Below are 23360 nucleotides of genomic sequence, written 5' to 3'. Positions count from 1 at the left end.
CTTGAAAAGCCCTGATGCTGGATACGCCTGTCTTCGCCTCCGCCGCCGTGGCAGCGCCTCACCGCCTCGCCTCCGAAGCGGGGCGGGCCATTCTCGCCGAGGGCGGCAACGCCATCGAGGCCATGGTCGCCATGGCCGCGACGATCGCGGTAGTCTACCCGCATATGAACGCGATCGGCGGCGACGGCTTCTGGCTGGTGCATGAGCCGGGCGGCCGCCTGCACGGCATCGAGGCCTGCGGCCCGGCCGGCTCTCTCGCCACGATCGAACGCTACCGCGGCAAGGGCTACGACGCCATTCCCTCGCGCGGGCCGGAAGCGGCGCTCACCGTTGCGGGCGCCGTCGGCGGCTGGCAGCTTGCGCTCGATCTCTCGCGCTCGCTCGGGGGGCGCCTTCCGCTCCGCGAATTGCTGGCCGACGCTGTCAGCCATTGCCGCGAGGGCTACGCGGTTTCGGAGTCCGAGCTCGGCAACAAGCCCAACGAGCTGGAAGCCCTGAAGGCCGCGCCTGGCTTCGTTTCCAATTTCTGGGTAGACGGCGCCCCTCCCAAGCCCGGCGCCCGCCGCAGGCCGGAAGCGCTCGGCGCCGCCCTGCAACAGCTCGCCGATGCCGGGCTCGACGATTTCTATCGCGGCGATGTCGGCCGCGAGATCGCCGCCGACCTCGAACGCATCGATGCGCCGGTCACCCGCGCCGATCTCGCACGCTATCGCGCGCGGAGCGTCGCGCCTCTGACGCTGAAGCTGCCCGGCCTCACCGTTTCGAACCTGCCGCCACCGACGCAGGGGCTGGCCTCGCTGATGATCCTCGGCATCTTCGAACGGCTCGGCGCCACCAAGCTCGACAGCTTCGAGCATCATCACGGTCTGATCGAGGCGACGAAACGCGCCTTCGCCATCCGCGACCGCTACGTCACCGACCCGGCCGAGCTCGATCATCCGCCCGCCGACTTCCTCACCGATGCCGTGCTCATGCGCGAGGCGGCAGCCGTCGACAGGAGGCGGGCGGCCAAGCTGCCGCTGCGCAATGGCGACGGCGACACGATCTGGATGGGCGCCATCGACGGTAAGGGCCTCGCCGTCTCCTATATCCAGTCGATCTACTGGGAATACGGCTCCGGCTGCGTACTGCCGATGACCGGCATCCACTGGCAGAACCGCGGCGTCTCGTTCTCGCTCGACAGGAATGCCGCCAACCCGCTGAGGCCCGGCCGCAAGCCCTTCCACACGCTGAACCCGGCCTTCGCCCGCTTCGGCGACGGGCGCATCCTGCCCTATGGCTCGATGGGCGGCGACGGCCAGCCCCAGTTCCAGGCGCAGATCCTGACCCGCTACCGCGCCGGCCAGAACCTCGCCACGGCGGTCGATGCGCCGCGCTGGCTCTTCGGCAAGACCTGGGGCGCCGGCTCCACCAGTCTCAAATTCGAGAGCCGCTTCGATTCCTCGTTGCTGGAACGGCTCGATGCCGCCGGGCATCCCGTCGAGGAGAGCGGCCTGGCCTATTCCGAGGGCTTCGGCCATGCCGGCATGCTGGTGAAGCACGCCAAGGGCCATGTCGAGGCGGTGCACGACCCGCGTTCGGACGGCGATGCAAGGGGGATCTGACGCATGACCTTTGACGATCCGTTTCGCTGCTTCGTTCCCTATCCCGATGCGCCGGTGAAGCATGCCGTCGCAGGGCCCCTTGCCGGGCTGACGCTCGGGGTGAAGGACCTCTTCGACGTCAAGGGCTATCCGACGGGGGCGGGTTCGCCGCTGGTGCTGGCGCAGTCCGGCATCAAGACGAAGACGGCGCCGATCGTGAAGGACCTGCTTCAGGCCGGCGCCCGCTTCGTCGGCAAGACCCACACCGACGAACTCGCCTTCTCTCTCAACGGCCAGAACGCGCATTTCGGCTCGCCGATCAATCCGGCAGCGCCGGAGCGGATCACCGGCGGCTCCTCCTGCGGCTCCATGGCGGCGGTGGCTGGGCGCCTCGTCGATATCGCCCTGGGCTCAGACACCGGCGGGTCGGTTCGGGCGCCCGCGAGCTATGGCGGCCTCTTCGGCATCCGCCCGACCCATGGCCGGCTTTCGCTGAAGCGGGTTTGGCCGCTGGCGGAGAGCCTCGACACGCCCGGCTGGTTCGCCCGCGACGGCGAGGTCTTCGCCCGTGTCTCCAACACGCTGTTCGATCTGGATCGGACCGAGCTGCCGGAAACCCCGCGCCTCATCATCGCCGACGACATGTTCGCCCAGGCCATCCCCGAGGCCGAGACGATCTTGCGCAATGTCGTGCAGCGCACGATTCCCGAGCTTGGCCAGCCCGAAGGCGTCAAGCTCGTCCGTGATCTCGACGCGCTCTACTGGGCCTTCCGCTGGATCCAGGGCCGCGAAGCCTGGTTGTCGGACGGCGCCATGATCGAGCGCTTCGCCCCGCCGCTGGGGCCGGGAGTGAAGGAGCGCTTCATCTTCTCGAAAGCGGTGACCGACGCCGAATATGCGCGTGGCGAAGCGACCCGCAAAACCTTCCGCGCCAGGCTTACGCGCCTTCTCGGCCGGGACGGCGTGCTGATCCTGCCGACCATGCCTGACATCGCCCCGTTGATCGCGGCGAAAGAGGCGGAGCTGGAGGATTTCCGCAACCGTGCACTGCGGCTGCTCTGCCTCTCCGGCCTGTCGGGCTTCCCGCAGGTCACGATTCCGGTGGCGCAGCGCGAGGGCGCGCCGCTCGGCCTGTCCCTGATCGGCCCGAAAGGTTCCGATCGCTCGCTCGTCGCCTTCGCGGTACGCTACGAACGCGCCGCACGCATCCGGATCGCCTGAGAGGATTTCGCCATGGGCGGACATCACCACCACGATCACGACCACCACGACAACCACTTCACCGCCATCGAAGCGCGGGTGAAGGCGCTGGAAACGCTGATGGTCGAGAAGGGCTATGTCGACCCGGCCGCGCTCGACGCCATCATCGACACCTACGAAACCAAGATCGGCCCTCGCGACGGCGCCCGCATCGTCGCCAAGGCCTGGACCGACCCGGCCTTCGCCGAGCGCCTGAAGGCGGACGGCACGGCGGCAGCGGCCGAACTCGGCTATGGCGGGCGCGGCGGCGAGCATATCGTCGCCTGCTTCAACACGCCCGAGCAGCACAACCTCATCGTCTGCACGCTCTGCTCCTGCTATCCGTGGCCGGTGCTGGGGCTGCCGCCAGTCTGGTACAAATCCCCGCCCTACCGCGCCAAGGCCGTGATCGACCCGCGCGGCACGATCGCCGATTTCGGCGTGACGCTGCCAGAGGGCCAGCGCATCCGCGTCTGGGATTCGACGGCCGAGACCCGCTTCATCGTCATCCCCATGCGCCCCGCCGGAACCGAGGGCTGGAGCGAGGAAAAGCTCGCCGGCATCGTCACGCGCGATTCGATGATCGGCACCGGTCTGCCGAAGGTGGAGGACGCCGCATGAACAGCGCCCATGATCTCGGCGGCCAGATGGCCTTCGGCCCGGTCGTTCCCGAGCCGAACGAGCCGGTCTTCCATGGCGACTGGGAAAAGCGCGTGCTCGCCATCAATGTCGCGGCCGGCGCGATGGGCGCCTGGACAATCGACGAGATCCGCCACGCCCGCGAAAGCCTGCCACCCGCACAATATCTTTCCTCGACCTATTACGAGATCTGGCTCGCCGCGCTCGACAAGGTGCTGGTCAAGCACCGCTTCCTGAGCGCCGACGAGCTCGCCAGCGGCAAGCCGGCACCCGAACGCCGCGAGCCCAAGCGCGTGCTCAAGGGCGAGGAGGTCGCCGGCGTCCTGCGCCGCGGCTTCCCCTATGAGCGCGAGGCCGCAGCGCCGGCGCGCTTCGCCGTGGGCGACAAGGTCCGCACCATCGTGATGCATCCGCAGCACCATACCCGCCTGCCGCGCTATGCCCGCGGCAAGGAAGGCGCGATCGAACGCATCGTCGGCTGCCACGTCTTCCCCGATACCGGCTCGCAGGGCCTGCCCGAGACGGCGCAGTGGCTCTACACAGTAGTGTTCACCGGTCCGGAGCTCTGGGGCCGCGACGCCGACCCGACCTCCACCGTCAGCATCGAGGCCTGGGAGAGCTATCTTGAGCCGGCCTGAGACCGATCTGGCGGCGGCTCTCGCCGCCGCCACCCCGATCCCCCGCGATGCCGAAGGCCCGGTCTTCGCCGAACCCTGGCAGGCCCAAGCCTTTGCCCTCGTCGTGGCCCTCCAGAACAGGGGCGTCTTCACGGCGGATGAATGGGCGCAGGCGCTCGGCGCGGAAATCCGCGAAGCGCTGGCGGCCGGCGGTTGCCGCGACGGCTCGGATTATTACGAGCGCTGGTGCGAGGCGCTGGAGCATCTATTGATCGAGAAGGGCCTGACCTCCCATGACGGCGTCGACGCGCTCGCCGCCGCCTGGGCCCGCGCCGCCGAGGCGACGCCGCACGGAAAGCCGATCCTGCTGGAGAATGACCCGCTGCGTTAGTTCGCCGTCATGCTCGGGCTTGACCCGAGTATCTCGGAAACCAGTGTCCTCTGGTCACAAGATTCTCGGGTCTGCGCTTCGCTCCGCCCGAGAATGACGCTAACCCCTCAGCTCCCCATCCCGCCGAGCCAGAGCCCGGTGAAAAGCGCCGTGCCCAGCACGGCGACGAAGGCGGCGGCGAGAAGTTCGAGCCCAGCAAGCAGCCGGGCCGAACGCAGGCTGCCGCCGCCAGCGAATTTCAGTGCCGCGAATTTGAAGAAGACCGCGCAGGCCGCGAGTGCTCCGGTCGTGATTGCGGTGCCCAGCGCCATGGCGAAACTCGCTGCCGCGCCGGCCCAGAACAGTCCCTGCGAGGCTGCGAAGACGAGGATGATCAGCGCCCCCGCGCAGGGGCGCAAGCCCGCCGCCAGCACGACGCCGGCCATGTCCCGCCAGCCGCTGAGCCGCGACACCTGATCGGCATCCGGCATATGGACATGGTCGCAAGCCGCCGGATCATGTGCCGCGCCTGCCTCAAGTGCGATCAAGGCTCCAGACTTGCGCCAGAGCATCAAAAGCCCGACCAGCGCCACCAGGAGGAAGCTACCTTGCTCGATCACGGTGGTCGCGGCATTCATCTGCGTCGCAGTGACCCGCAGCAGCAGCGTCGCCACCGTCACGATCGCGATGGCGACCAGCGCCTGCAGGATCGCGGCGGCAAAGCTCAGGCCCAGGCCCCGCTTCAGGCTGCGGTTGTCGGCGACGATGTAACCGGAGATCACCGCCTTGCCATGTCCCGGCCCCGCCGCATGGAAGACGCCATATCCGAACGAAAGCCCAAGCAGCCCCCAGAGCGCGCCCGGCGCAGTCGCGATCGCCTTCAGCGCCGCCGTCAACTCGCGGTAGAAGCTCGATTGCCAGGCGATCAGCAATGCGCCGAATCCGGTCGTGGACGGCAGCGCTTCACGCGGCAGAGCCGTGCCGAACGGGTTGCGCGGTGGTGGCGGGGGCGGCGGGCTCACGCTCGCGATCAGCATGGCGAGCAGCGTAACCACCCCCGCGACCAGGAGCAGCGCCAGCGCGCATGCCAGAAGCCGCCGCGAGATCGCCGCACCCGCGGGACGCGCAGTATCCGCAGGCGTCAGGGACATGCGACCAGCGCCCGTGTCGTGACTTCGAGCCCGCCGACATCCGGTGTCGCGGTGATGTCGGCCTCGGCGAGGCGCTTCTGCGTGGCATCGTCGAGCTTGGGCGGGCGGTTGACCCGCACGACGCAACCGTGCGGCGCGCCCTTGGTGACGACCGCATCCGGCGCATCGACGATGTCGAAGGCGACGAAGTAAGTGGGGTCGCCGATCTCGATACCAAAGGAGCGCGCCTTCGCCGGGGTCTTCAGCGGCAAGGTGAAGACCAGCGTCAGCACCTTGTTGTCGAAGGACATGACCTGCTCGCCCGGCGTGCCGAATTCCTGCTTGCGGCCATTGAGCTTGGCTGCCGTGAAGAACTCGACATCGGGCAGCGATTCGACATTGATCTTGGCGAGATCGGCGAGCTCGTCCGAGCTCAGCTTGCCGTCGCCATTCTTGTCGAGCCCCTGGGTGATGTAGGCGGAGTAAGCTTCGTCGAAGCTCCAGTGATGCCGGATCGCTTGGACCGAGCCATCGGGCGCGAAGACGATTTCGGCCTTCGCATTGACGAAGACATGCGGATGCGCAGCCGCCTCGCCCGCCACGAGGGCGGCCAGCAGAAACCCGGACAGGGCTGTCAGACGGGCACGGCACGTCACAGGCAAAAACCTCCACAGTCCCGGCACGCTGGGTGGATCATGGTTAAGCGATCGTCAACAGCCGTGACGGGCGTGCGACAACCGCAACAGCCATCCCCGCCAAACAGGGCCAAATCGCGGCGCTTCCCGAGGGACGCGCAGCGGCCGCTCCCACAAGCCCATTGGACCCCGCCGCGAAAACTGGAATGATACCAGATCAATTGACCGCCTCCGGTCGATATGTCAGCATCACTGACATATTTGCCGCAAAGACGGCGAAGCATGAGGCCGGGACTACCGGCCCGTCGGCGGGAACGACGATCCGGGAGGCCGAGCATGGCCGAGATACCGCGTAAATCCGGCACCGAGGCGGCAGCGCTGCGCCAGATCGGACTGCGCAGCGTCGCGCTCGACGACAAATACGATCTCGACAAGCGTGAGGTCTTCCTCACCGGCACGCAGGCAGTCGCCCGCATGCTGCTGATGCAGCGCGAGCGCGACCGGCAGGCCGGACTCGACACGGCCGGCTTCGTCTCCGGCTATCGCGGCTCCCCGCTCGGCGGGCTCGACCAGCAATTGATGCGCGCGGCGAAACCCCTCAACGCGGCAAATATCGTCTTCCAGCCCGGCCTGAACGAAGACCTCGCCGCCACCGCGATCTGGGGCACGCAACAGGCCGGCCTGAGCGGCGAAGGCAAGCATGATGGCGTCTTCGCGCTCTGGTACGGAAAGGGGCCGGGCGTCGACCGCTCCGGCGACGTCTTCCGCCACGGCAACATGGCCGGCACCGACCCCAAGGGCGGCGTGATCTGCCTGATGGGCGACGACCATACGGCGGAATCCTCGACCAATGCCCACCAGACCGAGTTCGTGCTGGTCGATCGGATGATGCCGATCCTCAACCCGGCTGGCGTGCAGGAGATCATCGATTACGGCCTGCACGGCATCGCGCTCTCGCGCTTCGCCTCGGTCTGGGTCGGCATCAAATGCGTGAAGGACAACATCGAATCGACCGCCTCGATCGACGGCGCGCTCGATCGCGTCGAGATTGTCACGCCGACTGACTATGTCCCGCCGCCCGGCGGCCTCGCCATCCGCCGCGAGCTCGATTTCGTCGAGCAGGAGCGCCGGATGCATCTCTACAAGCGCGATGCGATGCTGGCCTATCTGCGCGCCAACAAGCTGAACCGCATCGTCAGCCATGGCGGGAAGAAACCACGCATCGGCATCGCCACCGTCGGCAAGTCCTATCTCGACGTGCAGCAGGCGCTGGCCGATCTCGGCATCGACGAGGTCCGCGCCAATGATCTCGGCATCCGCCTGTTCAAGCTCGCCTGCCCTTGGCCGATCGATCCGGCCGAGCTGAAAAGCTTCGCCAGGGGACTCGACCTGATCATGGTGGTCGAGGAGAAGCGCTCGCTGATCGAGGTGCAGGTCCGCGAAGAGCTTTACGGCGCCAAGCACCAGCCGATGGTGGTCGGCAAGAAGGACGAGAAGGGCGACTGGCTGTTCCCGGTCCATGGTGCGCTCGACCCCAACGACATCGCGATCGCGCTGGGCGGGCGCCTGCTCCAATATCGCGACGATCCCGCCCTGCGCGCACGGCTGGAAGAGATCGCCAAGGCGCAAGGCCGCCTCGCCGAGGCGCAGGAGATCGCGAAGCGCACGCCCTATTTCTGTTCGGGCTGCCCGCATAATTCCTCGACCGTGCTGCCCGAGGGCTCGCGCGCCTATGCCGGGATCGGCTGCCATTACATGGTGCAGTGGATGGACCGCGACACCGCGGGCTTCACCCAGATGGGCGGCGAAGGCGCGAACTGGGTTGGCGAAGCGCCGTTCTCGAAGCGTGGCCACGTCTTCCAGAATCTCGGCGACGGCACCTACACCCATTCCGGTTCGCTCGCGATCCGCTGGGCGGTCGCGAGCGGCGTCACCATCACCTACAAGCTGCTCTATAACGACGCCGTCGCCATGACCGGCGGCCAGCAGGCCGAAGGCCATCTCTCGCCCGACCAGATGGCGCGGCAGGTCGCGGCCGAAGGCGTGAAGCGCATCGCCGTCGTCAGCGACGATCCCGGCAAATATCCGCCGGGCACGCAATGGCCGGCCGGCACGACGCTCCACCACCGCGACGAGCTCGACGCCGTCCAGCGCGAACTCGCCACGGTCTCCGGCGTCTCGCTGCTGCTCTACGACCAGACCTGCGCCACCGAGAAGCGCCGCCGTCGCAAGCGGGGCGCCTACCCGGATCCGGACAAGCGCGTGATCGTCAACGAACTCGTCTGCGAGGGTTGCGGCGATTGCGGCGTGCAGTCGAACTGCGTCTCGGTGCAGCCGCTCGAAACCGAATTCGGCCGCAAGCGCCAGATCGACCAGTCCAACTGCAACAAGGACTTTTCCTGCGTGAAGGGCTTTTGCCCGTCCTTCGTCACGGTCCATGGCGCCAAGCCGAAAAAGGCCGATCCGCTCAGGCTCGGCGCCTCGGCGCTCGGCGAGACCGAACTGCCCGAGCCTGTCGTACCGGCGCTCGACCGCAGCTTCGCGGTGATCGTGACCGGCGTCGGCGGCACCGGCGTCGTCACCATCGGCGCGATCCTGGGCATGGCCGCTCATCTCGAAGGCAAGGGCTGCGGCATGATCGACATGGCCGGCCTCGCCCAGAAGGGCGGCGCCGTCTTCAGCCACGTCAAGCTCGCGCCGCATCCGGACGACATCCACGCCATCCGCGTCGCCGCCGGCCAGGCCGACCTCGTCCTCGGCTGCGACCTCACCGTCACCGGCTCGAAGAAGGTGCTCGGCGCGATCCGCCCCGAGCGCGGCACGGTCATCGTCAACACCGCCGAGAGCCTGCCGGGCGATTTCACCCGCAACGCCGATTTCTCTTTGCCGACCGAGCGGCTGAAGCGCGCGATCCTGTCGGCTGCCGGCCGCGACCAGACGCATTTCCTCGACGCCACCGCCGCTGCGGTGGCCTTCCTCGGCAATGCCATCGCCGCCAACATGTTCATGCTCGGCCATGCCTGGCAGCTCGGCGCCGTCCCGCTCTCTCGCGAAGCGCTGCTCCGGGCGATCGAACTCAACGGCGAAGCCGTCGCCATGAACCGGAAGGCCTTCGAACTCGGCCGCCGCGCCGCGCATGATCCGCAGGCGCTGGCCGGGCTCCTCTCGCAAAGCAAGGCGGCGACACCGGCCCGCCAGCTTTCGCAGACGCTCGACGAGATCATCGAGCGCCGCGTCGCCTTCCTCACCGCCTATCAGAATGCGGCCTATGCGGCGCGCTACCGGCATCTCGTCGCCCGCGCGCAGACGCGGGAAGCGGCGGTCACACCTGGCCAGACCACTCTCAGCGAGGCCGTTGCCCGCAACCTCTTCAAGCTGATGGCCTTTAAGGACGAGTACGAAGTCGCCCGGCTCTACAGCGACGGCGCCTTCCGCAAGCAGGTCGCCGCGACCTTTGAAGCAGAAGGAAATCACGGCAAGCCGCTGCGCTATGAGTTCCATCTCGCGCCACCTTTGCTGGCGAGGCGCGACCCCAACACGGGCCTGCCGCGCAAGATGAGCTTCGGCCCCTGGATGATGGGCGCCTTTTCCGTACTGGCGAAGTTCAGGCGCCTGCGCGGTACGGCCTTCGATCTCTTCAGCTACACTGAAGAGCGCCGCATCGAGCGCGGGCTGATCGCCGACTACGAGGTTCTGCTCAACGAGCTGCTGACGCGGCTTTCGCCCGCGAACCAAGCGCTCTGCATCGCGCTCGCCGCCATCCCCGAGAAGATTCGCGGCTTCGGCCACGTCAAGGAGCGGCATCTGAAGGCGGCGAAGGCCGAGGAGGCTGTGTTGCTCAAGCAGTTGCGCGAGGGAAACAGCGCATCAGCCCTGCCGCAGGCGGCGGAATAGCCGCAACGCTCCGCTTCGTCATGCTCGGGCTTGACCCGAGCATCTCGTGACAGGAAGGCTCAGGAGCCTCTTCCTGAAGGAGATTCTCGAGTCTACGCTTCGCTTCGCCCAAGAATGACGCCACGCCGCCCGAAGCCTATCTCTCGCCAACCCGGATCACCGCCACCTTGATCAGCCCCGAGGAACTGCGCGCCATCGCCTCATGGTCCCATGACCTGTCGGACGACGAGTTCGACGAGGCGCGGCGCGGCATCTCCTTCAAGAGCTATGGCAAGGGCGCCTCGATCTGCCATGTCGGGGACCGGCTGGAATCCTGGACCGGCGTGGCCGAAGGGCTGGTCAAGATGGCGACCACCTCCAAATCCGGCAAATCCGCCACGCTTGCCGGCCTGCGCGCCGGTGCCTGGTTCGGCGAGGGTACTGTGATCAAGGCCGAACCGCGCCGCTACGAATTGGTGGCGCTGCGCGAGTCCCGGATCGCTTTGATGCGCCGGTCGACCTTTCTCTGGCTGTTCGAGCATTCGGCAGCCTTCAACCGCTTCCTCGTCCACCAGTTCAACGAGCGCCTCGCCCAGTTCATCTCGCTCGCCGAGACAGAGCGCACTCTCGATTCGACCGGCCGCCTCGCCCGCAACCTCGCCTGGCTGTTCAACCCGATCCTCTATCCCGATCTCGGCCGCACGCTGGCGATCTCGCAGGAGGAGCTCGGCATGCTCGCCGGCATCTCGCGCCAGATGGCCAATCAGGGCCTGGCCAAGCTCGCCGATCTCGGCCTGATCGAATTGGGCCATGGCAGCATTACCATCCGCGACCTCGACAAGCTCGCCCGCTACGAAGGTTGAGGGTTCTCGAAAGGGCACCAAATCGCATCTCGCGCGTTGCCTTTCCCGAACAGCCCTGTGCTGAGAAAGGAAGTTTCGAGATGTTTGGCTTCTTCGATCTGTTCATGAAGCGGGTCAACGACCAGGCGGCTGAATACGCCGCCGCTCAATCGGACATCGCCCGGCGAGTCTGGGGCGATTGGGCCGACCCCTTCCAAATCCTCCAGCCGGTCAAAGTGAGTGTCGATCGCCGTGCAAGCCCGGGGACGCCGCGCCGCGTCCAAGCCGGGAGGCGAGGGCCTTTCTGAACGGCAGCCAACCTGCCCGTTCAGGCTGCATTGGGTCCGTTCTAGGTCCAATGAGGCACATCGACTGAAGGAGACGACCATGCGTAGAATTTTGATGGCCGCCGGCCTCGCTCTGGCTGCGATCGCGGCCACGCCGGCCAGCGCCGCACCGCACTCCATTCCACAGGCCGAGGCGCTGAACCGGCTGCCCGCCGAATATACCCGCCACACCCGCGAACACCGCGAATGGGAAATCCAGCGGAACATGGAGCGACACCACAGGCGCGACTCTTACCGTCACGGCCGCGGCTATGATCGCGGCCACCACTACGGCCGGCGCTATGGCGGGCCGCCGCCGCATGCTCCGGCCCACGGCTACCGCCGGAACCACTATTACCGCTACTGACCGCTTCGCCAAGGTCTCGATCGGCCCGCAGCTCACCCGAGTTGCGGGCCGTTTTTTGCGTAAGACTTTCGTCCCAGGCACAGGATCACGTCGCCACGCCGTGCGGCAACAGCCCAAAATCCATAGCGGCAAGAAGGAAATCCGAGCGAAAACCGGCGCAGTGCGCCAATGATCAAACCTCGGCGGGACAATATTCACAAAAAGGCGAATTGTCTGTCAAGCGCCTCCTTGCGAAGATCGTGCCCGGCTGCAACTCTTGCATGACAACGAGACCGGGAACCGGCTCACAGGAAGTCGCCACGACGCATGGCGGCTCGTCAGGGAGAACGCAATCGTGGCAAGCGGCACCGCCGGCCAGGCGGATACCTTTCCGAAATTGCTGTTGCGCAACGCGAAGGAGCGCGCTTCGCGCGTCGCCTTCCGCCACAAGGACCTCGGCATCTGGCAGTCCTGGAACTGGGCGGAGGTGGCTGCCCATGTCCGCAACTTCGCCAAGGGGCTGCAGGATCTCGGGCTGAAACGCGGCGAGAAGGTCGCGATCATCGGCTACAACCGGCCGAAGCTGTACTGGTCGATGTGCGCCGCGCAGTGGATCGGCGCGATCCCGGTGCCGGTCTATGCCGACGGCGTCGCCGAGGAGATGGCTTATGTCCTCGACCATGCCGAGGCAGTCTTCGCCGTGGTGCAGGACCAGGAGCAGGTCGACAAGCTGCTCTCCATCGCCGACCGCCTGCCGCATCTCAGGCACATGCTCTATGACGAGCCGCGGGGTTTGCGCGATTACGACCACAGCAAGCTCCACGCCATCGAGACGGTGATCGCGGCCGGCGCCAAGGCGCTGCAGGATCCCCAAGTCGAGGCCGCGCTCGCCCGCGAGATGGAGCAAGGCAAGGGCGCCGACCTCGGCATCATCCTCTACACCTCCGGCACCACCGGGCGGCCCAAGGGCGTGATGCTGAGCCACTACAACGTCATCGTCGCCGCCGAGATCGGCTGCGGCTTCGACGGGCTCAACGAGAGCGACGAGGTCATCGCCTATCTGCCGATCGCCTGGGTCGGCGACCACGTCTTCTCCTATGCGCAGGCGATGCTGGCCGGCTTCTGCGTCAACTGCCCGGAAGGCCCGGAAACCGTCATCGACGACCGCCGCGAGGTCGGCACCACCTACGCCTTCGCCCCGCCGCGCGTCTTCGAGAACATGCTGACCATCACCATGGTGCGCATGGAGGATGCCGGCGCGCTGAAGCGCCGGATGTTCCACTACTTCCTCGACGTCGCGAAGCGCTATGGCGAGAAGATCCTGAACGGGGAGAGCGTGCCATTGAAGGGCCGCCTGCTCTACCGGCTCGGCGACATGCTGGTCTACGGCCCGCTGCGCAACCGCTTCGGCCTGACCAATATCAAGGTCGGCTACACGGCTGGCGAGGCGATCGGCCCCGAGCTCTTCCGGTTCTACCGCTCGATCGGCGTCAACCTGAAGCAGCTCTACGGCCAGACCGAGGCCGGCGTCTACATCACCATGCAACCCAATGGCGAGATCAAAGCCGATACGGTCGGCAAGCCCGCGCCGCTGGTCGAGATCCGCATCGATGACAATGGCGAGGTGCTCTACCGCTCGCCCTCAATCTTCGGCGGCTACTACAAGGACCCGGACAAGACCGCGGAGACGATGACCGCCGACGGTTATGTCCGCTCCGGCGATGCCGGCTTCTTCGACGAGGGCGGACACCTGAAGATCATCGACCGCGCCAAGGACGTCGGCAAGCTCAACAGCGGCGACCTCTTCCCGCCGAAATACATCGAGAACAAGCTGAAGTTCTATCCGAACATCAAGGAGGTCGTGGCCTTCGGCCAGGGCCGCGACTACGCCACCGTCGCGCTCAACATCGACCTCACGGCCGTCGGCAACTGGGCCGAGCGCAACAACGTGGTCTATGCGTCCTATCAGGAGCTCGCCGGGCACGACCTCGTCTACGACATGATCTCCAAGCACGTCGACGAGGTGAACCGCTCACTCGCCAGCGAGCCGATGATGGGCGGCGCCCAGATCAAGCGCTTCCTCATTCTGCACAAGGAACTTGACGCCGATGACGGGGAGCTGACCCGCACCCAGAAGGTCCGGCGCGGCTTCATCGCCGAGCGCTACGCGCCGCTGGTCACCGCGCTCTACGACGGCTCGGACGCCGCCGACATCTCCACGGAAGTGACCTTCGAGGACGGCCGCAAGGGCGTGATCTCGGCCCGCGTCAAGGTGCGCGACGCCAAGATCTATCCGGTGGCCGTGCAGGAGGCGCCGGCAGCGGCGAAGGCGGCATGAACGCGGAGCCGATGAACGTGACGGGCACCCCCATCCGCGACAAGGGCGAAGTCCTGCTCTCGGTCGAGAACATCTCGCTGCGCTTCGGCGGCGTGAAGGCGATCACCGATGTCTCCTTCGACATCCGCAAGGGCGAGATCCGCGCCATCATCGGCCCCAACGGCGCCGGCAAGACCTCGATGCTCAACTGCATCAACGGCTTCTACCAACCGCAGGAGGGCCAGATCGTCTTCAAGGGCGAGCGCCGCGCCAAGATGCGCCCGCATCGCGCCGCCGCTGGCGGCATCGCCCGCACCTTCCAAAACGTCGCGCTGTTCAAGGGCATGTCGACGCTCGACAACATCATGACCGGCCGCACCCTCAAGATGAAGAAGGGTTTCTTCTGGCAGGCGCTGCGCCACGGCCCGGCGATGCAGGAGGAGATCGCGCATCGCCGTGTCGTCGAGGACATCATCGACTTCCTGCAGATCGAGCACATCCGCAAGCTCCCGGTCGGCAAATTGCCCTACGGCCTGCAGAAGCGCGTCGAGCTCGGCCGTGCGCTCGCCATGGAGCCTGAGTTGCTGCTGCTCGACGAGCCGATGGCCGGCATGAACCTCGAGGAGAAGGAGGACATGTGCCGCTTCATCCTCGACGTGAACAACCAGTTCGGCACGACGATCGCTTTGATCGAGCATGACATGGGGGTCGTGATGGACCTGTCCGACCGCGTCGTCGTGCTCGAATACGGCCGCAAGATTGCCGACGGCACGCCCGACGAGGTCAAGGCGAACCAGAAGGTCATCGACGCCTATCTGGGAGTGGCGCACTGATGGCTGTGATGGTGCAACGTTTCGACGAAAACGCGCGGGGAACCCCTCTCCCGGATGGGAGAGGGGCAGGGGTGAGGGCCTGCCGCCTATCCAGCAAGCGCGGCGGCACCGCTAAGGCCTTCGACTTCGAGGGCGGGCCCTCATCCCTGCTCTTCTCCCAGACGGGAGAAGAGTTCCCCGCGCCCTTCAATCAGAGGTTTCGGCCATGAGCGACATCGCCACCCGCCCGGCGCCGAACCTGCTCGCCAGCCCGCTGGTCAAGTTGGGGCTCATCCTCGCCGCCATCGTCGCCGCGCTCGCTCTCGGTGTCCGGCTCGATTCCACCAACACGCTCTACGCGATCTTCGTCGACCCGTTCCAGCAGATGGTCCAGGCGCCCGACCTGCTGGTGCAGACGATCTGGGAAGGGCTCGTCTCCGGCGTTCTCTATGCCCTGATCGCGCTCGGCTTCGTGCTGATCTTCAAGGCCTCGGGCGTGTTCAACTTCGCCCAGGGTATCATGGTGGTGTTTGCGGCGCTGACGCTGGTCGGCCTCTACGAGAAGGGCGTGCCGGCCTTCCTCGCCGTCATCATCACGCTCGGCGTCATGTTCGCGCTTGCCGTCACCATCGAGCGCGTGGTGCTGCGTCCACTGGTCAACCAGCCCGACATCATCCTGTTCATGGCGACCTTCGGCATCACCTATTTCCTGATCGGATTCGGCGAAGCCCTCTTCGGCGGCAATCCCAAGCAGATGATCGCCGAGCAGCTCTACCTGCCCAAGGGCGCCATTGACCTGCAGATTCTCGGCGGGCTGGTCTCGCTGCAGAAGATCGACATCGCCGCGGCGGTCATCGCCTCGCTGATGATCGCGCTGCTGGCCGCCTTCTTCCAGTACACCCGCATCGGAAGAGCCCTGCGCGCGGTGGCCGACAGCCACAAGGCGGCGCTTTCGGTCGGCATTTCGCTCAACCAGATCTGGGTGATCGTCTGGTTCACCGCCGGCATCGTCGCGCTGATCACAGGCATCATGTGGGGCGCGCGCTCGGACGTCTCCTTTGCGCTCGAGATCGTCGCGTTGAAGGCCCTGCCGGTGCTGATCCTCGGCGGCTTCACCTCCATCCCCGGCGCGATCGTCGGCGGCCTGATCATCGGCATCGGCGAGAAGCTCGGCGAGTTCTACTGGGGCCCACTGGTCGGCGGCGGCATCGAGAGCTGGCTCGCCTATTTTATCGCGCTGGGCTTCCTGCTGTTCAGGCCGCAGGGGCTGTTCGGCGACAAGATCATCGAACGCATCTGAGGAGCCGGACAACATGTTCTACCGTGAGGCCGGCCAGTTCAAATCGACCTATTCCGCCGACATGGCCGTCTTCCCGCTCCGGGAAGACCGGATCGGCATCGCCGTCATCCTGGCGATCGCTCTCGTCGCGATCCCCTTCCTCGGCAGCGACTTCTTCATCGCCTCGGTGATGATCCCCTTCCTCGTCCTCTCCCTTGCGGCGATCGGGCTCAACATCCTCACCGGCTATACCGGGCTGATCTCGCTCGGCACCGCCGCCTTCATGGGTGTCGGCGCCTATGCCTGCTACAAGCTGACCACCTTCTTCCCGAACGTGAACATCATCGTCCTGATCCTGCTGTCAGGGCTGTTCTCGGCCGGCATCGGCGTGCTCTTCGGCCTGCCCTCGTTGCGCATCAAGGGCTTCTATTTGGCCGTGGCCACGCTCGCCGCGCAGTTCTTCCTGCAATGGGCTTTCGTCCGTGTTCCCTGGCTGTTCAACTACAATGCCTCGGGTGCGATCGAGGTGCCGCAGCGCACCCTCTTCGGCCTGCCGCTCACCGGCGCGGCCGCCACGCCCGAGACGCGCTATTTCGTCTGCCTCGGCCTCGTCGTCGTGCTGACCTGGTTCGCCTCGAACATCGTTCATGGCAAGCTGGGACGCTCCTGGATGGCCGTGCGCGACATGGACATCGCCGCCGAGCTCATGGGCATCAAGCTGCTCAACGCCAAGCTGATGGCCTTCGCGGTCTCCTCATATTTCTGCGGCGTCGCCGGGGCGATGATGATCTTCCTCTGGTACGGCGGCGGCGAAGCGGCGGACGTCTTCTCGATCCGCCTCTCGTTCAACATCCTGTTCATGGTCATCATCGGCGGCCTTGGCTCGCTGATCGGCTCCTTCTTCGGCGCGGCCTTCTTGTCGATCCTGCCGACCGCGCTGAAGTTCGGCCTGCCGGCGCTCGGCGTCCCGATCGGCGGTGCGGCAGCCGAGCACGTCACCTTCATGCTCGTCGGCGCGCTGATCATAATCTTCCTGATCGTCGAGCCGCACGGCCTCGCCCGGCTCTGGCAGATCGGCAAGCAGAAATTGCGGACGTGGCCTTTCCCCTACTGAGGCTCGGGGACGGACCCAAGAAACGACCGGCGACGCTGAAGCGCCGGCGCTTAAAGACCGATCCGGCATCAGTCTGGTCGGGAGGAAACGAACGGAGGAAGTCCATGAAGACCAGCATTCTGATGAAGGGGGCGGCTCTGGGCGCCCTACTCTCCGCTGCCGGGACAATCGTTCCGGCCGCGGCGCAGGACAGCGTCTACTTCGCCAACAACGCCTATCGCACCGGCCCGTTCTCCGGATCGGGCATCCCGATCGGCGACGGCATGCGCGACTACATCACGATGATCAACGAGCGTGACGGCGGCGTGAACGGCGTCAAGGTCATCTACGAGGAGTGCGAGACCGGCTACGACACCAAGAAGTCGATCGAGTGCTACGAGCAGGCGAAAGCGAAGAACACCATCGTCTATTCGCCCTGGTCGACCGGCGCGACGCTGGCCGCGATCCCGCGCGCCCATGTCGACAAGATCCCGATCCTGTCGATGGCCTATGGCCTGTCCGCCTCGGCCGATGGCACGAACTTCCCCTGGGTCTTCATTCCGCCCTTCACCTATTGGGACGGCGCCTCCGTCATGGTGAAGCACATGGCGGCCGAGCTCGGCGGCCTCGACAAGCTCAAGGGCAAGAAGCTCGGCCTGATCCATCTCGATGCGCCCTTCGGCAAGGAGCCGATTCCGGTGCTCGAGAACCTCGCCAAGAAATACGGCTTCGAGGTCAAGCTCTATCCGGTGGCGGCAGCCGACATGCAGAACCAGGGCTCGCTCTGGCTCTCGATCCGCCGTGACCGGCCGGACTTCCTCTACAACCAGGGCTGGGGCGCAATGAACCCCACCGCGGTCAAGGAAGCGGCCAAGAACAACTTCCCGATGAACAAGATGGTCGGCGTCTGGTGGGCCGGCGGCGACGACGACGCGCGTGCCGGCGGCGAGCAGGCCAAGGGCTACAAGTCGCTGAGCTGGACGCTGAGCGGCACCGAAGCACCCGCGATGCAGGACATCCTCAAACTCGTGGTCGACAAGGGCAAGAGCACGACACCGAAGGAGAAGGTCGGCGAGGCCCTCTACAACCGCGGCGTCTACAACGCGATGCTCGTGGTCGAGGGCATCCGCAACGCGCAGAAGCTCACCGGCAAGAAGGTGATCGACGCGCAGGACATGCGCCGCGGTCTCGAATCCCTGAACCTCACCGACGCCCGCCTGAAGGAGATCGGTCTCGGCGGCTTCGTCACGCCGACCACAATCTCCTGCACCGACCACTCCGGCCACAGCAAGATGTTCGTCTCGCAGTGGGACGGCACCAAGTGGGTCAAGGGCGGCGACTGGGTCGAGCCGATGAAGGACGAGGTCCGTCCGCTGATCGAGACCAACGCCAAGGACTATGTCGAGAAGGCCGGCAACTGGCCGAAGCGTTCCGAGTCCTGCGAGAAGTCGTCCTGATCTGACGACGGCCGGCGGCGGGCTCCCGCCGCCGGCACCCCTTTTTGCCGATTGCCGGGAGAGGCCGATGTCGACCGCCACCCTCGAGAAACCAGCCGCAGCGACCGCAAGCGACACGATCCTGTCGCTCAACAATATCGAGGTCATCTACGACCATGTCGTGCTGGTGCTGAAGGGCGTCTCGCTCACCGTTCCGCGCGCCGGCATCGTCGCGATCCTCGGCGCGAACGGCGCCGGCAAGACCACGACGCTGAAGGCGATCTCGAACCTGCTGAAGGCCGAGCGCGGCGAGGTCACCAAGGGCTCGATCGTCTTCGACGGCGAGCGCGTCGACAAGCTCTCCCCCAACGAGCTCGTCAAACGGGGCTGTATCCAGGTGATGGAAGGCCGGCACTGCTTCGGCCATCTCTCGATCGAGGAAAACCTGCTGACCGGCGCCTTCACCCGCCGCGACGGCAACGCCGCGATCAAGCACGACCTCGAGAAGATCTACACGCTGTTCCCACGCCTCAAGCAGCGCCGGACCTCGCAGGCCGGCTACACCTCCGGCGGTGAGCAGCAGATGTGCGCCATCGGCCGGGCGATGATGTCGAACCCCAAGATGATCCTGCTCGACGAGCCCTCGATGGGGCTCGCCCCCCAGATCGTCGAGGAGATCTTCGAGATCGTACGCCGGCTCAATGCCGATGAAGGAGTTTCCTTCCTCGTCGCCGAGCAGAACACCAACATGGCGCTGCGCTACGCCACCTATGGCTACATCATGGAGACCGGCCGCGTCGTCATGGACGGCGAAGCCCGGATGTTGCGCGAGAATGAGGATGTGAAGGAGTTCTACCTGGGCGTCGCCGAGGGCAACAAGAAGTCCTTCCGCGAGGTGAAGAGCTACAAGCGTCGCAAGCGCTGGCTGTCGTGAGAGCTTATCCCGCAAGCCCTCATCCTGAGGAGCCGCGAAGCGGCGTCTCGAAGGATGCTCCTGGAAGCTCCGGAACCATCTGGAGCGTCCTTCGAGACGCAAGCTTCGCTTGCTCCCCAGGATGAGGGCTGTTCCCCTTATGAACGAGACATCGCCATGACCGAGCATTACGACGCGCTCGAAACCCGCTCGCCCGGGGAGCGCGAGGCCGATCTCTTCGCGCGGCTGCCGAAGCTGATCGCCGCCGCCATCGAAGCCCCCGCCTATGCCGAGCGGCTGCACGGCATCGACCCCGCCTCCGTAACGAGCCGCTCGGCACTGGTGCGCCTGCCGGTTTTGCGCAAGGCCGACTTGCCGGCGCTTCAGAAGCAGGCGCTCCCCTTCGGCGGCTTCGTCCCGGCCCCGACAGGCTCCTTCGGCCGTCTCTTCACCTCGCCCGGCCCCATCTTCGAGCCGGAGGGGACCGACCGCGACGCCTGGAACGCCGCGCGCGGGCTCCATGCCGCCGGCTTCCGGCCGGGCGATATCGTCCTGAACACGCTGAGCTATCACCTGACGCCCGGCGGCTTTATCATGGACTCGGCCGCTCGCGCTATCGGCTGCGCCGTGATCCCGGCGGGGCCCGGCAATACCGAGCAGCAGATGGAGGTGATCTCCGCCTATCGGCCAAGCGCCTATCTGGGCACGCCGGACTTCCTCAAGATCCTGATCGAGGCGGCGGATGCGCGCGGCGTCGACATCTCCTCGATCAAGCGCGCCGTCGTCTCCGGTGCAGCCTTCCCGCCCTCGCTACAGGCATGGGTGAAAGCGCGCGGCATCGACGCCTATCAGCTCTACGCGACCGCCGATGTCGGAGTCATCGCCTATGAGACATCGGCCCGCGAGGGCATGGTGCTGAACGAGAACCTGATCGTCGAGATCGTCCGCCCCGGCACAGGCGATCCCGTCCCCGAGGGGGAGGTCGGCGAGGTCGTCATCACCAATCTCGACCCGCATCACCCGCAGATCAGGCTCGCCGTCGGCGATCTCACAGCCGTCCTGCCGGGGCTCAGTTCCTGCGGGCGCAGCAACACCCGTATCAGGGGCTGGATGGGCCGCGCCGACCAGACCGCCAAGATCAAGGGCATGTTCGTGCGCCCCGAACAGGTCGCCGAAATCGCCAAGCGTCATGCCGAGATCGCCAAACTCAGGCTCGTCGTCGGCCGCGCCAACGAAACCGATACCATGACCCTCAAGGCCGAGATCTACGCCGAGCCGGCCGGTTTCGTCGACGCGGTCTCTTCAACCTTGCAGCAAGTGACGAAGCTGAAGGGGGCGGTCGAGATCTTGCCATTGGGCGCGCTGCCGAACGACGGCAAGGTCATCGCTGACGAACGGCCGGTGGGGTGAACTCCCCCGTCATTCTCGGGCGAAGCAAAGCTTCGACCCGAGAATCTCTTACAGGATAAGGCGCCCCTCCGTCCTGAGATGCTCGGGTCAAGCCCGAGCATGACGGTGGCGCCATTCACCAGTGGATCGCCCGCTCGCCTCGCCCCTCCAGCCACTCATTCGTCCGGCTGAACGGCTTGGAGCCGAAGAAGCCGCGCCGCGCCGACAGCGGCGAAGGGTGAGCGCTGGCAATGACGAGATGCCGGCTCTCATCGATCAACGGTCGCTTCAACTGCGCCGGCGCCCCCCAGAGCAGGAAGACGGCATGGGGCCGCTCCCGCGAGACGGCCGCGATCATCGCATCCGTGATCTTCGCCCAGCCGAGCGAGAGGTGCGAGCCGGCCTTGCTGGCCCCTTCCCGTACCGTCAGCGCCGTGTTGAGCAGCAGCACGCCCTGCTTGGCCCAGCGCGTCAGATCGCCATCCGCAGGGGCGGGCTCGCCCAGATCCTCGGCCCGCTCCTTGTAGATATTGACGAGCGAGCGCGGCAGCGGCGGCGGGCCGACATAGGAGAAGGCGAGCCCGTTGGCATGGCCCGGCGTCGGATAGGGGTCCTGTCCGAGGATGACGGCGCGGACCGCGTCGAGCGGCGTCAGCGCCAGCGCGGCGAAGACCCGCTCCGGCGCCGGCGCGACGACATGCCCGGTCGCCCGTTCGGCATCGACGGCCGCGCAGGCGCGCGTCGCATCGCCGCCAGCAGCGAAGACCGGCAGGTCACGCCAGCCCCTCGACGCTCCGCTCGCCAGGAAGGTCGCAAGCGCCTCGGTGCAGCTCACTTCAGGACGGCCCGGCCCTCGATCTTGGCATCGACCGTGCCGAGCCGGCGCACATAGACCATCACCTCATTGGCCATCAGCTTGCCGTCGGTGAGACCGAGCAGCGTCCGGCCACGACCGAGCGCCGTGTAGCCGTCGCCGCCCTCCAGCATGAAGTTGTTCGATGCGACCGTATATTTGGCGGCGGGATCGATCGGCTTGCCGTCGACCATGACCGTGGTGACGCGCGCGCCCTGCGGCTGCTTCAGGTCGGCCTCGAATGTGAGGCCGGACACCACCGGGAAGCGTCCGGCACCCTGCGGGGCGTCGCGCAAGCCGTTCTCGATCGCGTCCTTTACGTCCTTGCCGGTGATCTCGACCATCACCGTGGCATTGCCGAAGGGCAGTTCGCTCAGCACGTCGCGGCGGGTCAGCTTCTGCCCGGCGGCATATTGCTTGTTGGCCCGGATGCCGCCGGCGTTGGTGATGGCGAGCTGGGCGCCGGTCGCGGCGCGGATGGCGTCGGCGATCAGGTTGCCGATCGCGGTCTCCTGCGTGCGGATGACGCCGGTGCGGGAATCCAGCGGGACGGCCAGCGTGGCGATGTCGACGTCGAGCTCCTTCGAGAGCTCGCCCTCATAGCCCTTCACGATGGCGGCGACGTCAGGATCAGGCGTCGCCGAGCGGGAATCGTTGACGCGGAAGGTCGGCGTCCACGACACCTGCCGCGCCGCGCCTTCGCCCTTGACGCTGACGGCGATGTCGATGGCGGTGACGTAATTGCCCTCCTCATTCGACTCAACCATCACCACCTTGCCGTCATAGGCGATCGCGAGGTCGTGGTCGTGGCCGGTCAGCACGATGTCGACCACCCGCGAGCGAACGATCTCGTAGTCCATCGCCCGGTCGGCATGGACGACGGCGACGAGGATATCGGCGCCTTGCCCCTTCAGCGCTTTAGCCTCGCGGCGCAGCGCCTCCATCGTCGAGGAAAATTTCAGGTCGCCGGGGTTGGAGAGCTGCGGCGTCGGATCGAAGGTCGTGCCGATCACGCCGACCTTGATGCCGCCGAGCTCGAAGATCTGCGAATCCTTGTGGTGGGGCAGCACGTTGCCGCCGGCATCGCGCAGATTGGCGGCGAAGGTCGGATAGGTCTGGGCTGCCGTCAGCTTGAGATAGTTCTCCTTGCCGAAGTCGAATTCATGGTTGCCGGGCACGAAGACGTCGATGCCCATCTTGTTTTGCATCGCGACGATATGCGCGCCTTGGTCGAAGCCCGACATCAGCGAGGGCGAGTAGCAATCGCCGGCATGGCAGAAAAGCACCGGCACGCCTTTGGCCCGCTCGGCCTTGGCGATACCGGAGGCGCGCGCGAAGCCGCCGCGCCCCTTGTCGTCGCTCATCTTGTAGATGTCGTTGACGAGCAGCAGCGTGAAGCTCGGCGCCGGTTGCTGCGCCATCGCCACAGGGGCGGTCGCGGCGAGCGTCGCTGGCGCCGCCAGGACGCCGAGAGCCTTGCGGCGGGTGAGCTTTGTCATGGCGGGCGCCCCTCAGGTCTTAAGAACGGCTCCAGACTAGCAAGAGTTCAGCCGCAGTGACCAGAGGGCAGACCGGCCCGAACAGCGGTTGTCGGTAGTGTCGCATCTTGCTCTTCGACAGGCTTCCAGGCTGGACGAAAGCGCGAACTCGTCTAAATCACGAGGCTAA

General features: G+C 66.3%; 20 protein-coding genes. 16 read left to right on the top strand and 4 right to left on the bottom strand.

Annotated features, from left to right (window positions below; all coding sequences use genetic code 11):
• Window positions 1-14: 14 nt before the first annotated feature.
• From AB4Z16_RS12645 to AB4Z16_RS12625, 5 genes are read left to right on the top strand one after another with little or no spacing between them, the layout of a single operon-like run.
• Entirely contained in the window at window positions 15-1604 is a 1590-nt protein-coding gene (locus tag AB4Z16_RS12645) for a gamma-glutamyltransferase family protein (protein ID WP_441511698.1), read from the top strand.
• 3 nt (window positions 1605-1607) lie between these two features.
• Window positions 1608-2804, top strand: coding sequence for an amidase (locus tag AB4Z16_RS12640; RefSeq protein ID WP_441511697.1), 1197 nt, complete (start codon window positions 1608-1610; stop codon window positions 2802-2804).
• Between the two features lie 12 nt (window positions 2805-2816).
• Window positions 2817-3443, top strand: coding sequence for a nitrile hydratase subunit alpha (nthA, locus tag AB4Z16_RS12635; protein ID WP_441511696.1), 627 nt, complete (start codon window positions 2817-2819; stop codon window positions 3441-3443).
• Window positions 3440-4099, top strand: a complete 660-nt coding sequence (gene nthB, locus AB4Z16_RS12630; RefSeq protein WP_441511695.1) for a nitrile hydratase subunit beta — start codon at window positions 3440-3442, stop codon at window positions 4097-4099. Before nthA ends, nthB begins: the two co-directional genes overlap by 4 nt.
• Window positions 4086-4469 (top strand): nitrile hydratase accessory protein, encoded by a 384-nt coding sequence (locus AB4Z16_RS12625; RefSeq protein WP_441511694.1) that lies wholly within the window; start codon window positions 4086-4088, stop codon window positions 4467-4469. Before nthB ends, AB4Z16_RS12625 begins: the two co-directional genes overlap by 14 nt.
• Before the next feature lie 107 nt (window positions 4470-4576).
• Here the strand turns inward: AB4Z16_RS12625 and AB4Z16_RS12620 are convergent, their stop codons facing one another.
• Window positions 4577-5599, bottom strand: a complete 1023-nt coding sequence (locus AB4Z16_RS12620; protein WP_441511693.1) for a nickel/cobalt transporter — start codon at window positions 5597-5599, stop codon at window positions 4577-4579.
• On the bottom strand, window positions 5590-6234 hold the full coding sequence (locus tag AB4Z16_RS12615) for a DUF1007 family protein (RefSeq protein WP_441511692.1): 645 nt from the start codon (window positions 6232-6234) through the stop codon (window positions 5590-5592). The genes AB4Z16_RS12620 and AB4Z16_RS12615 overlap by 10 nt, the downstream gene beginning before the upstream one ends.
• A 315-nt stretch (window positions 6235-6549) precedes the next feature.
• Between AB4Z16_RS12615 and AB4Z16_RS12610 the strand changes: the two genes are divergently transcribed.
• From AB4Z16_RS12610 to AB4Z16_RS12560, 11 genes are all read left to right on the top strand, one after another.
• On the top strand, window positions 6550-10107 hold the full coding sequence (locus AB4Z16_RS12610) for an indolepyruvate ferredoxin oxidoreductase family protein (protein WP_441511691.1): 3558 nt from the start codon (window positions 6550-6552) through the stop codon (window positions 10105-10107).
• A 167-nt stretch (window positions 10108-10274) separates the two neighbouring features.
• Window positions 10275-10949: a Crp/Fnr family transcriptional regulator gene (locus tag AB4Z16_RS12605; RefSeq protein WP_441511690.1), complete on the top strand. Its 675-nt coding sequence runs from the start codon at window positions 10275-10277 to the stop codon at window positions 10947-10949.
• Between the two features lie 80 nt (window positions 10950-11029).
• A complete protein-coding gene (locus AB4Z16_RS12600) occupies window positions 11030-11236 on the top strand; it encodes a hypothetical protein (protein WP_441511689.1) in 207 nt (68 codons plus the stop codon).
• Window positions 11237-11315: 79 nt separating this feature from the next.
• The gene (locus AB4Z16_RS12595; protein WP_441511688.1) at window positions 11316-11621 is read left to right on the top strand and encodes a hypothetical protein; all 306 of its coding nucleotides are present in this window, start codon (window positions 11316-11318) and stop codon (window positions 11619-11621) included.
• Between the two features lie 331 nt (window positions 11622-11952).
• The gene (locus tag AB4Z16_RS12590; RefSeq protein ID WP_441511866.1) at window positions 11953-13938 is read left to right on the top strand and encodes an AMP-dependent synthetase/ligase; all 1986 of its coding nucleotides are present in this window, start codon (window positions 11953-11955) and stop codon (window positions 13936-13938) included.
• Between the two features lie 11 nt (window positions 13939-13949).
• The gene (locus tag AB4Z16_RS12585; protein WP_441511865.1) at window positions 13950-14750 is read left to right on the top strand and encodes an ABC transporter ATP-binding protein; all 801 of its coding nucleotides are present in this window, start codon (window positions 13950-13952) and stop codon (window positions 14748-14750) included.
• 364 nt (window positions 14751-15114) lie between these two features.
• Window positions 15115-16029: a branched-chain amino acid ABC transporter permease gene (locus AB4Z16_RS12580; RefSeq protein WP_441511864.1), complete on the top strand. Its 915-nt coding sequence runs from the start codon at window positions 15115-15117 to the stop codon at window positions 16027-16029.
• A gap of 13 nt (window positions 16030-16042) precedes the next feature.
• Window positions 16043-17122: a branched-chain amino acid ABC transporter permease gene (locus AB4Z16_RS12575; RefSeq protein ID WP_441511687.1), complete on the top strand. Its 1080-nt coding sequence runs from the start codon at window positions 16043-16045 to the stop codon at window positions 17120-17122.
• Window positions 17123-17226: 104 nt separating this feature from the next.
• A complete protein-coding gene (locus tag AB4Z16_RS12570) occupies window positions 17227-18558 on the top strand; it encodes an ABC transporter substrate-binding protein (protein ID WP_441511686.1) in 1332 nt (443 codons plus the stop codon).
• A 67-nt stretch (window positions 18559-18625) separates the two neighbouring features.
• Window positions 18626-19471 (top strand): ABC transporter ATP-binding protein, encoded by an 846-nt coding sequence (locus tag AB4Z16_RS12565; protein ID WP_441511685.1) that lies wholly within the window; start codon window positions 18626-18628, stop codon window positions 19469-19471.
• A gap of 156 nt (window positions 19472-19627) precedes the next feature.
• Window positions 19628-20860 carry a phenylacetate--CoA ligase family protein gene (locus tag AB4Z16_RS12560; protein ID WP_441511684.1) on the top strand — a complete coding sequence of 411 codons (1233 nt, stop codon included), beginning with the start codon at window positions 19628-19630 and terminating at the stop codon, window positions 20858-20860.
• A gap of 115 nt (window positions 20861-20975) precedes the next feature.
• Here the strand turns inward: AB4Z16_RS12560 and ung are convergent, their stop codons facing one another.
• Together ung and AB4Z16_RS12550 are read right to left on the bottom strand one after the other, a co-directional pair.
• Window positions 20976-21674, bottom strand: coding sequence for a uracil-DNA glycosylase (gene ung, locus AB4Z16_RS12555; protein WP_441511683.1), 699 nt, complete (start codon window positions 21672-21674; stop codon window positions 20976-20978).
• A complete protein-coding gene (locus tag AB4Z16_RS12550) occupies window positions 21671-23191 on the bottom strand; it encodes a bifunctional metallophosphatase/5'-nucleotidase (protein ID WP_441511682.1) in 1521 nt (506 codons plus the stop codon). Before AB4Z16_RS12550 ends, ung begins: the two co-directional genes overlap by 4 nt.
• Window positions 23192-23360: the final 169 nt, after the last annotated feature.

Origin of the sequence: Allobosea sp. TAF32, assembly GCF_052113585.1 — a bacterium.
Lineage (GTDB): Bacteria > Pseudomonadota > Alphaproteobacteria > Rhizobiales > Beijerinckiaceae > Allobosea.
The sequence above is the reverse complement of the archived record's forward strand: the minus strand, read 5'-3'. Positions and strand labels throughout refer to the sequence as shown.